Here is a 12,831-nt window from a genome sequence, read left to right as displayed (position 1 = left end):
CTACTGAATCGACATAGACAAAATGAGCACTTATGCAAATATTTGTCTATATTTTTAGTTATAGTTAATTACTCTTTAGCATAGTGAATTAAACCCGAAAGCAAAGCAGGGGGGTACATGTTGCAGTAAATGGTTTGATGTGGGTGACATAAGTCTGATTATCCCCCCTGGGTCTTGTTAATTTAACCCTTATAGGTATGTAGCCAATTTTGTTTCAATGCGATTGCACTATGTTGTGGCTGATTGTATCGATGAAAGGGAATGCATAGCAATGTATTTGGTGGGTTGGGATAAACAGGAAATTTACATTCAGCCAAAAGGTTTGGCAATGTTTGGCTATGGCACTTGGAAGCATCGTGCTTATGATAAAAGAACCGCTTTATTTGCCCGTAGCATTTGTATTCAAACTTTAGACAATGATTTGTTGATTTTTTGCTGTTTGGATATGGGCTGTGTGACTTATGCCATGCGTAGTCTTGCTGTGCAGCATTTGCAACATAAACTGGGTGAGCGTTTTCAGGCACAGCGTTTTATTTTAATGGCAACACATATCCATTCAGCTCCTGGCGGCTGCGGTGATGAAGCTCTCTATAATATGCCAACTCTAGGCTTTGTACCCGAACATTTAAATGCAGTGGTCGATGCAATTGTTAGTAGTGTAATTAAAGCCTTAGCCACACAGAAAAAAACCGATATTTACATGAGTAAGGGCTGCTTTGATGAAGGCACTCCAGTGGCATGGAATCGAGCTTTGGACTCTTACAACCGTAACCCTGATATCAGCCGAAAAAATCCTGAGCAATGTCATTTAGCGGTCGATCGTGACATGCAATTGCTTGGCTTTTATAGAGAGGGTGCGTTACAGGCAGTCTTTTCTTTATTTGGTGTGCATGCGACTTGTTTAAGCAGTCGTTTGAGTGCACATGACGGTGACAATAAAGGCTATGCTGCAACTTGCACAGAACGGGTATTACAGCAGCGTGGAGTGAAAAATCCTGTCGCTATTTTTGCGCAGGCTGCCGCTGGTGATGTTTCACCGCATTATCATGGGCCTGAGCAGTCACAGATACGCGCTGCAATCTGTGGTGAAAAAGAATACGAATATGCACAGCAAAATGGACGCTATCAAAGTGAGTTGGCACTGAAAGCGTTGGAACATCACAGCACACCGTTAGTGGGTGAGTTAGATGCAGTATGTAGCTATGTCGATTTAAGTAATATTGAAATTCCTGCAGAATTTGCCATGGGACAAACCCAAGCAAAAACCAGTGCTGCCTGTCATGGTGCTGCTTTTTTTGCAGGGACACCTGTAGATGGTGCAGGGGTTGTCCAACCTATTATGAAAGCCATGCAATGGCTGGCACAGCGTGAAAAAAAGAAAAAACTAAGCAAAACGCATGCGGCAGATTATAGTGACTATCAAGCCTTATATGAATCTCAAGGGCCAAAGGATATTGTGCTGGACTGTGGTTCTAAAACCATTTTTGGTAAAGCCCTGACCCATTACCCTAAATTTCTAGATCGGCTGATTGCTGAAATGCATCGACAGGTCAGTGTAGATGCGATTGAGCAAAGTCTGTTGGTTCCGAATATTGTGCCGTTGCAACTGATTAAAATTGGACATTTGAATATCCTGTGTTGTCCGGGCGAGATCACTACGGTTGCCGCTAAACGCCTGAAAACCACGGTTCAACATTGCTTGGCAAACAATCAGCAGGTGTGGTTAGCATCTTACTGCAATGACTATATGGGTTATGTCACCACCTATGAGGAATACCAACAACAAGCCTATGAGGGTGGACATACGTTATACGGACAGTGGACACTGGCCGCATTACAGACTAAATTCCAGTATTTAGCCCAACAATTAAATTTACCAGCGGCACAGCGGGATGCGCAAACTAATCTACCACCCGATGTGCCACAACACGAATTAGAAAAAAGAACTTATCAAGCTTATTCAAACAATAAAAATGGATCTGCAAAGGTGTTCCATGTGAAACATGAGCACAGTGAAAACAAAGGGATGGAGCTATGAAACTGTAGTGAGCATGCATAAATTTTGAATGCGAGGTAATAAAAATAATGGAAACGCAGAAAAAGGAAATAGCATGAGACAGCGTTGGAGTAACTGGTCAGGTGGGCAACAGGCTCACCCTGACTTTTTACAACCGAGAAATTTGGATGATCTAAAAAAAATTGTGCTCAAGCACGACAAAATTAGAATGGTGGGCGCGGGACACTCTTTTAGTCCTTTGGCCAAAACCGATGATGTGATGATCAATTTAGATCACATTCAGGGGGTACATAATTTTGATGAGCGAAAAAACCAATGCACTTTATATGCAGGTACTCGTTTATATAAATTAGGTGAATGTTTAGCGCCTATACATCAAGCCTTACAAAATCAGGGTGACATCGACCATCAAAGTTTGGCAGGTGTGGTCGCGACAGGAACGCATGGCACAGGGGTTGATTTACCTTGTTTGTCTGCATTGGTTGCCGGCTTTGAGTTACTGACAGCACAGGGTGATGTATTGCATTGCTCACCTGAGCAAAATGCTGAAATTTTTGAAGCTGGGCGGGTGGCTTTGGGTAGTTTGGGTATTATGACCAAAATTACCTTACAAAACCGTCCACGCTATAAGCTCAAAGAACACATGCGTTTATGTGCATTAAATGATATTTATCAATATATTGATCGTTGGAAACATCAACATCGCCATATTGAGTTTTGGGCATTTTTGCACAGTGATCAGGTCATTTTAAAAACCTTAGATGAAAGTCGTGGTTTGACCGAGCCACGTCCACAGCACTGGTTGTCTGAAGATCGTCTATTGACTTTCTGTTCGGAAATGACACGCTTATTTCCTGCATTAAACCCATATTTACAGTCTTTGCTTGGTGTATTTATCAAGCCTTCCACACATGTAGATTGGTCGAACCAAATTTTTCCTACACCGCGCAATACTAAATTTAACGAAATGGAATATCAATTGCCAGCTGAACAAGGCTTGGCCTGCTTGCAAGAGTTACTCGCGGTGTTGAAAAAGCAACGGGTTGCCATGTTCTTCCCCATCGAATTTCGTTATGTCAAAGGCGATGATATTTGGTTGAGTCCGTTCTATGGGCGTGATTCTGTGTCTATTTCGATTCATCAGTTTTACAAGCAAGACTGCCAGCATGTTTTTAAATGGGTTGAGCCAATATTGCAAAAATATCAGGGGCGCCCGCACTGGGGTAAATTGCATACTTTGCAGGCAAATCAGCTCTGTGAGCTATATCCAAAATGGGATGATTTTATGCAACTACGTCAGCGACTCGATTCTGAACAAAAATGGATGAATCCACATTTAACCGAACTTTTCCTACACTGAAGTTGTGTAGGAGGCGAGGGTGAAAATGTCAGTGCATTATTTTCAAAAATTGACCCAGCACTTGCAGCAGCAGGGTACTGGCTTGCCACAGTTGATTGTGGATGTTGAACGTTTTCAACAAAACCTAAATTTTGTTGCAGCGCAACTGCCTGCACAGTTACAACCTAGATTAGTGGTCAAATCTTTGGCATGCCTAAACTTGTTGCAACAGGCCAGTCAGTATCTGAATACACAGCGTTTTATGCTGTTTCATTTGCCGCAAATAGACTACATGGTGCAACAATTTCCTCAGGCAGATGTATTACTAGGTAAACCAATGCCGCTGCGGGCAGTTGAGCATTTTTATCAGCAAGTGCAGTCATCTCATTTGAATATTCAGTGGCTGATTGATCAGCCTGAGCGTTTGCAGCAATATTTAAATCTCGCACAGCGTCTTCAACTTTGCTTAAAGATTAATATTGAAATTGACATTGGTTTACACCGTGGTGGTGTACAAGATCATGCCACCTTTGTGCAAATGCTGGAATTGATTCAGCAACATCCCGAACATTTAAAATTTTCAGGTTTGATGGGCTATGACGCACACGTGACTAAATTGCCGAATGTGTTTCAATTGCAAGGCAAAGCCTATCAAGATTCGCAACAGCAATACCGACACTATAAGCAGTTGATTCAAGATCATTTTCCTGAATTGTGGCACGATAACTTATGCTTTAACGGTGGCGGTAGCCTGACCTTTATGCAACATTGTCAGCAAAGTGAGTGTAATGATTTAGCTTTTGGTTCCATGCTGCTCAAACCCAGTGATTTCGACCTGAACGATTTGTCTGCTTTGCAGTGCGCACTTTGGATTGCTACGCCTGTATTGAAAGTTTTGCCGCAGGTGCAAGTGCCAGGTTTAGATCGTTTGCAGCCCTATTTGCCGCAGCGTGATCAAGCTGTATTTGTCTATGGCGGTTATTGGTTGGCAGATTATATTTATCCTGCGGGCAGTCATCCGCATGCCTTATATGGTCGCAGTAGCAATCAAGAGCTGATTCAAGTGCCAAAACAGCATCAAATTTGTATAGATGATTATGTGTTTTTACGTCCCCAGCAGAGTGAAGCGATCTTGCCGCAGTTTGCTGTGGTCTATGCTTATACACAGGGACAATGGGACTTATGGCCTTGCTTTAAGGAATAAAACAGAGGAAAACATGATTCTTTGGCTTTTTTAGGTCACAAAGGTTTAAACCTGTACCCAAGCCGTGTAAAATTTAAGGCGCTTTTTATTTATACACCGTTTTTATCTTTTGAGGGTCTCCCTTAATCATAATCTCGCGGTGATATGCTCCATGGTACGGGGCATCACTCCTTAAGGATTTTTATCTATGCCTATTATCACTTTGCCAAATGGCGATCAAAAACAGTTTGATCAAGCCGTATCTGTGATGGAAGTTGCTCAAAGCATCGGTCCAGGTCTTGCCAAAAATACAGTTGCTGGACGCGTCAATGACCGTTTGGTAGATGCTTGTGATTTAATCACCGAAGATGCAACCTTACAAATTATCACGCCAAAAGATGAAGAAGGCGTAGAAATTATCCGTCACTCATGTGCGCACTTGGTAGGGCATGCTGTAAAGCAGCTTTTCCCAGAAGCAAAAATGGTGATTGGTCCTGTTATTGAAGAAGGTTTCTACTACGACATCTGGATGCCACGTCCATTTACCTTAGATGACTTGGCTGCTATCGAAGAGCGCATGAAAAAGCTCATCGACCAAGACTATGATGTCGTGAAAAAAATGACCCCGCGTGATGAAGTGATTGCAGAATTTACCGCACGTGGCGAAGAATATAAATTACGTTTGATTGCAGATATGCCAAACGAAACCCAAATGGGCTTGTACTATCACCAAGACTATTTGGATATGTGTCGTGGTCCACACGTACCGAACACTAAATTCTTAAAATCATTTAAATTGACCAAAATCTCGGGTGCTTACTGGCGCGGAGATGCGAAAAACGAACAGTTACAACGTATTTATGGTACGGCTTGGGCAGACAAAAAGCAGCTTGCAGCCTACATCAAACGTATTGAAGAAGCTGAAAAGCGCGACCACCGTAAAATTGGTAAAGCATTAGACTTGTTCCACATGCAGGAAGAAGCACCAGGTATGGTGTTCTGGCATCCAAATGGCTGGACGATTTATCAAGTACTTGAGCAATACATGCGTAAAGTACAGCAAGAAAATGGTTACTTAGAAATTCGCACCCCGCAAGTGGTCGATTTCACCTTATGGGAAAAATCAGGACATGCTGCCAACTATGCAGATAACATGTTCACTACCCATTCTGAAAACCGTAACTATGCAGTAAAACCAATGAACTGCCCATGTCACGTACAAGTCTTTAACCAAGGGCTAAAGTCGTATCGTGATTTGCCAATTCGTCTGGCAGAATTTGGTTCATGTCACCGTAATGAGCCATCGGGTTCATTGCACGGCATTATGCGTGTACGTGGCTTTACTCAAGACGATGCACACATTTTCTGTACCAAAGAACAAATTGGGCCTGAAGTTGCAGACTTCATTCAACTGACTTTAGATGTTTATAAAGACTTCGGTTTTGAAGATGTGCAAATGAAGCTATCTACACGTCCTGAAAAACGTGTAGGCGATGATGCACTGTGGGATATGGCAGAAAAATCTTTGGCAGATGCTTTAGATGCTGCAGGTTTGGAATGGGAGTTACAACCGGGCGAAGGCGCGTTCTACGGTCCGAAAATTGAATTCTCACTCAAAGACTGCTTAGGTCGTGTGTGGCAATGTGGTACAATTCAATGTGACTTTAACTTGCCTGAACGTTTAGAGGCATCTTATGTCACTGAAGACAATGATCGTGATCAGCCTGTAATGTTGCACCGCGCAATTCTTGGCAGTTTTGAGCGATTTATTGGTATACTTATTGAGCACTATGCAGGCTTTATGCCACCATGGTTAGCGCCAGTGCAAGCTTGTGTGATGAATATTACAGATTCACAAGCTGCTGCAAGTGAACAGGTCGTCGCAAAACTTAAAGAAAACGGTATTCGTGCTATTTCTGACTTGAGAAATGAGAAAATCGGCTTTAAGATTCGTGAGCGTACATTAGAGCGTATTCCATATTTATTGGTACTTGGGGACCGTGAAGTGGAAGAGGGTACTGTAAACGTGCGTACTCGCTCAGGAACAAATTTGGGTACTATGTCAATTGATGCTTTCATTGACCTAGTGAAAACAGCCGTCGCAGAACGCGGCCGGTATATTGTGGAGTAACAGCGATTAAACAGCCTGACCGTAATCAACAGGGCGGAAAATCTAACCGTCCTGCTTTGAATGATGAAATTCGTGCAAAAGAAGTCCGTCTTGTAGACGAAAATGGTGAGCAAAAAGGGATTGTAAGCTTAGCTGATGCATTGCGTGCAGCCGAAAGCGTAGACCTTGATTTGGTGGAAATTGTGGCAAATGCCGAACCACCAGTTTGTAAAATCATGGACTTTAACAAGCATTTGTTTGATCTAAAGCAAAAGCAGAAAGAAGCGAAGAAAAAACAGCATCAAGTACAGGTGAAAGAAATCAAACTCCGCCCTGCGACTGATGTTGGTGATTACAACGTAAAATTACGTGCAATTATCAAATTCCTTGAAGAAGGGAACAAGGTAAAAATCACTTTACGCTTCCGTGGTCGTGAAATGGCTCACCAACAGTTAGGTTTGGCTCAATTGCAAAAAGTTGAAGCAGATGTAACCGAATATGGTGTAGTTGAACAAGCACCAAAAATGGAAGGTCGTCAAATGGGTATGTTACTTGGACCGAAAAAGAAAAAGTAACCTCATCTTGAACTGAAAAAAGCACTGCAGCATCGCAGTGCTTTTTTTATGCCTGGAAGAAAAATTGTATTGATTCCTATTTATAAGGTACATCAAAATTAAAGCATCAAATTGTATGGAGCAAGGCAGGTTAAGTCAGCAAAAATCTCTACAGTACAGAGCGCAATAGCAAAGTAAAACATGCTATAAATGAATTCGCAGCAAAATAATGCCCACCCAAAAGTAAAAAATAGTGAAGGATAGAACATGATTGATCTTTATTATTGGGGTACGCCCAACGGTCACAAAATTACCATCGCACTGGAAGAAATGGGTTTGGAATATCAAATTTTCCCCATCAATATTTCGGAAAATGATCAGTTCCAGCCAGACTTTTTGAAAATTTCACCAAATAATAAAATTCCTGCCATCGTAGATCAGCAAGGACCGCGTGGTGAGCCAATTTCTGTATTTGAGTCGGGTGCAATTTTGCAATATCTTGGGCGTAAAACAGGTATGTTCTACCCAACCGATGAGCAAGAGCGGGTAGAAGTGGAGCAATGGCTTATGTGGCAAATGGGTGGCTTTGGCCCAATGCTGGGGCAAAATCATCACTTTAACCGCTATGCGCCTGAAAAAATTCCTTATGCAATTGAACGTTATATTAATGAGTCCAAGCGTTTATATGGGGTATTGAATAAGCAATTAACTGGGCAAAAGTTTGTGGCAGGTGAGTATTCAATTGCAGATATGGCTATTTTACCGTGGGCATTAAGCCATGAATGGCAAAGTATCAACTTAGAAGATTTTCCGTACGTGAAAGATTACGTTACACGTTTAACAGCACGACCTGCGGTGCAGAAGGCATTGAGTATTCAAGTTTAAAACAAGTTTTATGCTAAGATGCTCAGCCACCTGATGAGACATAATTTTCAGGTGGCTTTTTTATTGGATGTGTTATGCAAGAATTTTTTCTCAACTTCACCAAAATTGTTGAAAATAATGCCAAAGTATATTGGAGCATTATTATTGGAATCGTGAGTTGCCTCATGCTTTTTGTGGCAGAAGCATTTCATGTGCAAAACTTGATTAGTACTTTAAATAGTACAGATCAACAAGTGTTACGTGCTGCAATTGAACCGATCACTCAACGTTATACATGGGCACGTGCGGTTTTGATTCTATTGTGTATTATTTGGGCAAACATAGAATACCGTAAAACCAAACAGGCTTTAAGGCTTTAATTTTTTGATGGCTTGGTCGCTGCTGGGTTTATTCCTATCTGCCTTTGGTGCTGCCACGTTATTACCACTACAATCTGAAGCGGTATTACTTGGACTGTTATTTGAAGGCCGCTATGCACCTATATGGCTGATTACTGTTGCGAGTTTAGGAAATATTTTAGGCTCTTGTGTGAACTGGTATTTGGGACTACGTCTGGAGCATTATAAAAATAAAAAGTGGTTTCCTGTTTCGGCTACACAACTTGAAAAGGCACAGCGTACCTACGCCAAATTTGGATTTTGGTCTTTGTTGCTCAGTTGGGTGCCTATTATTGGTGATCCGATTACCCTTATTGCAGGCCTGATGAAAGAAAACTTTGCCCGTTTTGTGTTGATGGTCAGTCTGGCCAAAATCGGGCGTTATTTGTTTATTTATGTTGCTTATACTTGGGTCTAACGTTGAATGATGGCTGTTATTCTTGAGTAGTCCATCCATCACAAGTATTTAAATCAAAGTAAATTTCATCTTTCAATTTTGACTTTTTGTATAGCCAAAATTTACGTGGTACTTCAACTTGTGCGCTTTTAACAGCAGCTAACACCTGTTGATCAAGCGCATACTGACCAGAACCTTTGCTGATTTTTGCGGTTTTTACTTGCCCGTGCTTATTTACTTTAAATTGAAATTTCACGGTGCGTGAGTGATCTTTTAGTGCATCTGCACTTAAGTTGAGCTGTGGCTGACTGCGATACTGAAAAGCAACTTTTTGCTGTTGTTGCTGTGCTAACCAGTTTTTAGATTCAAAGGCAAAATGACAATCTTCAGATGAATTATCCTGAAATCTTAAATTAAAGCTTTGAAAACCAATTGTTGCGACCGCAGTATCATCTACATAATGCGGCTGAATTTCTGCGGCACGTACTGCTTGAAGCAAGATGTTATCGAGCTTTTTAAGCCCAGTACTTTCCTGAATTGTGGCTTGACGGATTTTACCTGTTTCATCAGCATGAATACGTACAATCGCTGCGCGGTTTTGTTGATTCAGGTCTTCATTTTTATATTGTGGTTGCGGGAAAGAACGCCACGCCAAACGGGTCGTTAAATGCGCGGGTAGGGCTGCACTTTTTTGAACCTGTAGATTGGTTTTAGTTGGAACCGACTGCGCCTGCTTGGCATAAATAGGTGATGTTGCAAGGCCAAGCAAGAGGGAGAAACACAAAGATTGTTTGATCATTTTTACGGTCTTTTTATCGAACACAAGCCGATGCGAAGTATTGATGTAAATTGTGGTAATCGCAAGAGAAAATCTAGTCAGAATGATCAATTTTAATAAGATATTGTATGTACCGATTGAGCAAAGTTTGCTTTGAACTAAATTTTGTATAGCAAGACACAATTTGCGGTGTACGGGGGAGAATAGGCAGCTACCTGTTAAGCAGAAGAAACACAATTATTTATTTAACCAAGATGCTTTTGTTTTGAGCAGAGATGCTTTAGAATACTCGCTCCCTTACCTGCAGGTCGTTTTTGCAATGGTGCAGACGTGCCGAACAGGTGTTTAAAGAGGTTGTTATGGCTAAGTTAAAAACTCGCCGTGGTGCAGCTAAACGTTTTAAAGCGACTGCTAACGGTTTCAAGCGTAAACAAGCGTTCAAACGCCACATTTTGACCAAAAAATCTGCTAAACGTATCCGTCAATTGCGCGGCTGTGTAATGGTTCACGTGAGTGACGTTGCTGCTGTTCGTGCTATGTGCCCATACATCTAAGGAGATTATAAATGGCTCGTGTAAAACGTGGTGTACAGGCTCATCGCCGTCATAAAAAAATTCTTGCTCGTGCTAAAGGTTACTATGGCGCTCGTTCACGCGTATATCGCGTAGCGTTCCAAGCGGTAATCAAAGCAGGTCAATACGCTTACCGTGACCGTCGTCAAAAGAAACGTCAATTCCGTGCTTTATGGATTGCGCGTATCAATGCGGGTGCTCGTCAAAATGGTTTATCGTACAGCCGTATGATTGCTGGCTTGAAAAAAGCTCAAGTGATTATCGACCGTCGCGTACTTGCTGACATCGCTATGCATGACGCAGTTGCATTTGCTGCTTTAGCTTCAAAAGCTAAAGATGCATTAGCTGCATAAGTCTTTTTAAGACTAAAAAGAAGACCGCATTTGCGGTCTTTTTTTATGCTCAAAATTTATGACTGGCTTATAAGCCAAAATAGTAAGCCGCAGCACAAATTACCACGGTAATTAAAATCAGTTTAATTACCGCAGATGCACCGACTTTATGGGATGCAGGGTGTTTAGGTGAGGGAGTCGACATTGTGCTTGCAGGCGGTGTAGATGTATTTGTAAATGGGTCGGGAGTTTGTACGGGCGTGAGTCGGGCAGTCTGATAATGATTAGCCACTTTGGTAATGAATTTGGCATGTAAATCATCAATTTTTTGTGAAAAATGGCGTAAATTGAGCTGTTCTCTTGGCTCAAATTCAGTGCCATCTGCATGATAAGGATGCTGTATTTTATTTTGAATGTGCTGATCTAGCGCCTCTAAACAATGCAGCATGTCGTGGGCATAATCTGCCGGATAATCGGCTGGAATGACAGTCAAAGCATGCACTTGCGGAAAATCAACAGTCGCATCTGTTCCTAAATAGGGCTGTGATGGTTCAGGTGGAGTGAAGTCTGTAGCAAAGTTATTTTGCAACAATTCTGTGCGAATAAAGTGATCAATTTCATCCCAATTGGGTGCTGTAAAATCTGCATCAAGCTGTTTGGCGAGTTTGTGATTTAACTGATAACGCCACATGACTTCCTGACGAAGTTCACTTTGTTGGGTCACAGGTGCAATATAGTCTTGTTCTGCGCTGTACCATTCGGCAAGTTCTTTGCCAAAAATCCAAGCATGTTTGTGCTGTGTTTCATGACTCACAATAAAATGTGAAAAAGGTAGGAGTTCAACATTTGGATTTGGATTTTTTTCGTCGTTTAAAATGCTAGAACTGTGCAAACTGAGGCGTTGAACACCTTGTTGTTTGAGATATTCTAACCAAATTTGAAAATGCTGTGCCAATAGATGTTGCGATAATAAATCACGAAACTGAATTTGATGCTGGTTAAAAATGTGATGCTTTAACCAATGATTAAAACTTAAATCCTGAGCCAAAAATTCATTGCCGTAAGTCACAAGGGCGAGTTGTTGTTTCCAAATTTCATCGAGCGCCATAATGTTGAGATCTCATGGTGATTGGCTTTATCTTATACTTTTTATATTTCAGGATGCTAATCTAATTTTCATTGCATCGAAGCTTCATCAAAGCAACTAAAAACTGTTAGAATACGGGGTTTTTAAATTATTTCTAATATTGTTGCTTTTGAGAGTTACTATGTCACTGGAAGCCCTGACCAATGAAGCGCTCGCTGCAATTGCAGCAGCAGAGGACCTTGCTACACTCGACCAGGCGCGAGTGCAATTTACGGGGAAGAAAAGCCAGCTTGCGGAACAATCCAAAGCACTGGGTAAAATGGACCCTGAACAGCGTAAGGAATTTGGTGCTCAAATTCATGCGGTACGTGAAGCAATCAACGCGGCTTTAACGGCACGCCAAACTGAATTACAACAAGCTGCTTTGGCACAAAAACTTGCCAATGAAACCGTTGATATTACTTTACCTGGCCGTGGTCAAAGTGTGGGCAGTATTCACCCAGTGACGCAGGTACAAGAACGTATTTGCCAATTCTTTACTAAAGCTGGTTTTACTGTTGCTACAGGCCCAGAAGTTGAAGATGACTATCACAACTTTGAAGCGTTGAATATTCCAGGACATCACCCTGCACGTGCCATGCACGACACTTTTTACTTTGATGTGAATCATTTATTGCGTACCCATACTTCAGGTGTGCAGATTCGTACCATGGAAAATCAACAACCACCTATTCGTATTGTTTGTCCTGGCCGTGTCTATCGCTGTGACTCAGACCAAACGCATTCGCCAATGTTCCATCAAATTGAAGGCTTATATGTGGCGGAAAATACCAGTTTTGCAGAACTCAAGGGCTTGTTAATTAACTTGCTCAATGAATTCTTTGAAAAAGACTTAAAAGTCCGTTTCCGTCCATCTTACTTCCCATTTACGGAGCCAAGTGCAGAAGTAGATATTATGGATGAGCGTGGCCGCTGGTTAGAAGTTTTGGGCTGCGGCATGGTACATCCAAATGTATTGCGTGCTTCAGGCATCGACCCAGAAAAATACAAAGGCTTTGCTTTTGGTCTAGGGGTAGAGCGTTTTGCGATGTTACGTTATGGCATCAATGACTTGCGTATGTTCTACCAAAATGATGTGCGTTTCTTACGCCAGTTTGCTTAAACGAATTTATACCTCTCCCTGACCTCTCCTAAAAGGAG

Annotated in this window: 13 protein-coding genes; 11 read left to right on the top strand and 2 right to left on the bottom strand. The window is 41.8% G+C overall.

The window, feature by feature from the left end:
* Positions 1–271 precede the first annotated feature (271 nt).
* The 8 genes from HHA43_RS05735 to HHA43_RS05700 all read left to right on the top strand — a co-directional run bounded on the left by HHA43_RS05735 (position 272) and on the right by HHA43_RS05700 (position 8,883).
* Positions 272–2,038, top strand: a complete 1,767-nt coding sequence (locus tag HHA43_RS05735) for a neutral/alkaline non-lysosomal ceramidase N-terminal domain-containing protein (protein ID WP_168460797.1) — start codon at positions 272–274, stop codon at positions 2,036–2,038.
* Positions 2,039–2,111: 73 nt separating this feature from the next.
* Positions 2,112–3,377, top strand: coding sequence for a D-arabinono-1,4-lactone oxidase (locus HHA43_RS05730; protein ID WP_168542028.1), 1,266 nt, complete (start codon positions 2,112–2,114; stop codon positions 3,375–3,377).
* A 25-nt stretch (positions 3,378–3,402) separates the two neighbouring features.
* Positions 3,403–4,560, top strand: coding sequence for an alanine racemase (locus tag HHA43_RS05725; protein WP_168542032.1), 1,158 nt, complete (start codon positions 3,403–3,405; stop codon positions 4,558–4,560).
* 187 nt (positions 4,561–4,747) lie between these two features.
* Positions 4,748–6,670: a threonine--tRNA ligase gene (gene thrS / locus HHA43_RS05720; RefSeq protein WP_168418447.1), complete on the top strand. Its 1,923-nt coding sequence runs from the start codon at positions 4,748–4,750 to the stop codon at positions 6,668–6,670.
* 5 nt (positions 6,671–6,675) lie between these two features.
* Positions 6,676–7,224, top strand: a complete 549-nt coding sequence (infC, locus tag HHA43_RS05715; protein ID WP_168418452.1) for a translation initiation factor IF-3 — start codon at positions 6,676–6,678, stop codon at positions 7,222–7,224.
* A gap of 246 nt (positions 7,225–7,470) precedes the next feature.
* Entirely contained in the window at positions 7,471–8,088 is a 618-nt protein-coding gene (locus HHA43_RS05710) for a glutathione S-transferase N-terminal domain-containing protein (protein WP_168418448.1), read from the top strand.
* 74 nt (positions 8,089–8,162) lie between these two features.
* Complete coding sequence (locus HHA43_RS05705; protein WP_168542026.1) at positions 8,163–8,447, top strand: hypothetical protein; 285 nt, start codon at positions 8,163–8,165, stop codon at positions 8,445–8,447.
* Between the two features lie 7 nt (positions 8,448–8,454).
* Complete coding sequence (locus HHA43_RS05700; protein WP_168418450.1) at positions 8,455–8,883, top strand: YqaA family protein; 429 nt, start codon at positions 8,455–8,457, stop codon at positions 8,881–8,883.
* Between the two features lie 16 nt (positions 8,884–8,899).
* Here the strand turns inward: HHA43_RS05700 and HHA43_RS05695 are convergent, their stop codons facing one another.
* Positions 8,900–9,661 (bottom strand): energy transducer TonB, encoded by a 762-nt coding sequence (locus HHA43_RS05695; RefSeq protein WP_171525709.1) that lies wholly within the window; start codon positions 9,659–9,661, stop codon positions 8,900–8,902.
* Positions 9,662–9,999: 338 nt separating this feature from the next.
* On the opposite strand from HHA43_RS05695, the gene rpmI reads away from it, so the two are divergent.
* Both rpmI and rplT read left to right on the top strand, forming a co-directional pair.
* Positions 10,000–10,194: a 50S ribosomal protein L35 gene (gene rpmI, locus HHA43_RS05690; RefSeq protein ID WP_004975152.1), complete on the top strand. Its 195-nt coding sequence runs from the start codon at positions 10,000–10,002 to the stop codon at positions 10,192–10,194.
* A gap of 11 nt (positions 10,195–10,205) precedes the next feature.
* Positions 10,206–10,565, top strand: coding sequence for a 50S ribosomal protein L20 (rplT, locus tag HHA43_RS05685; protein WP_004647525.1), 360 nt, complete (start codon positions 10,206–10,208; stop codon positions 10,563–10,565).
* 67 nt (positions 10,566–10,632) lie between these two features.
* Here the strand turns inward: rplT and HHA43_RS05680 are convergent, their stop codons facing one another.
* Positions 10,633–11,652, bottom strand: a complete 1,020-nt coding sequence (locus tag HHA43_RS05680; RefSeq protein WP_168542024.1) for a hypothetical protein — start codon at positions 11,650–11,652, stop codon at positions 10,633–10,635.
* A gap of 160 nt (positions 11,653–11,812) precedes the next feature.
* On the opposite strand from HHA43_RS05680, the gene pheS reads away from it, so the two are divergent.
* On the top strand, positions 11,813–12,793 hold the full coding sequence (gene pheS, locus HHA43_RS05675; RefSeq protein WP_168526534.1) for a phenylalanine--tRNA ligase subunit alpha: 981 nt from the start codon (positions 11,813–11,815) through the stop codon (positions 12,791–12,793).
* Positions 12,794–12,831: the final 38 nt, after the last annotated feature.

Origin of the sequence: Acinetobacter sp. A2 (assembly GCF_012371325.1) — a bacterium.
Classification (GTDB): domain Bacteria; phylum Pseudomonadota; class Gammaproteobacteria; order Pseudomonadales; family Moraxellaceae; genus Acinetobacter.
This window is presented reverse-complemented; position numbering and strand designations above follow the sequence as displayed.

Coding starts and splice junctions, on each gene's coding strand:
- rplT (WP_004647525.1), top strand. CDS start 10,206: ATGGCTCGTGTAAAACGTGGTGTACAGGCTCATCGCCGTCATAAAAAA.
- rpmI (WP_004975152.1), top strand. CDS start 10,000: ATGGCTAAGTTAAAAACTCGCCGTGGTGCAGCTAAACGTTTTAAAGCG.
- thrS (WP_168418447.1), top strand. CDS start 4,748: ATGCCTATTATCACTTTGCCAAATGGCGATCAAAAACAGTTTGATCAA.
- HHA43_RS05680 (WP_168542024.1), bottom strand. CDS start 11,652: ATGGCGCTCGATGAAATTTGGAAACAACAACTCGCCCTTGTGACTTAC.
- HHA43_RS05735 (WP_168460797.1), top strand. CDS start 272: ATGTATTTGGTGGGTTGGGATAAACAGGAAATTTACATTCAGCCAAAA.
- HHA43_RS05730 (WP_168542028.1), top strand. CDS start 2,112: ATGAGACAGCGTTGGAGTAACTGGTCAGGTGGGCAACAGGCTCACCCT.
- HHA43_RS05710 (WP_168418448.1), top strand. CDS start 7,471: ATGATTGATCTTTATTATTGGGGTACGCCCAACGGTCACAAAATTACC.
- HHA43_RS05705 (WP_168542026.1), top strand. CDS start 8,163: ATGCAAGAATTTTTTCTCAACTTCACCAAAATTGTTGAAAATAATGCC.
- HHA43_RS05700 (WP_168418450.1), top strand. CDS start 8,455: ATGGCTTGGTCGCTGCTGGGTTTATTCCTATCTGCCTTTGGTGCTGCC.
- HHA43_RS05725 (WP_168542032.1), top strand. CDS start 3,403: ATGTCAGTGCATTATTTTCAAAAATTGACCCAGCACTTGCAGCAGCAG.
- pheS (WP_168526534.1), top strand. CDS start 11,813: ATGTCACTGGAAGCCCTGACCAATGAAGCGCTCGCTGCAATTGCAGCA.
- HHA43_RS05695 (WP_171525709.1), bottom strand. CDS start 9,661: ATGATCAAACAATCTTTGTGTTTCTCCCTCTTGCTTGGCCTTGCAACA.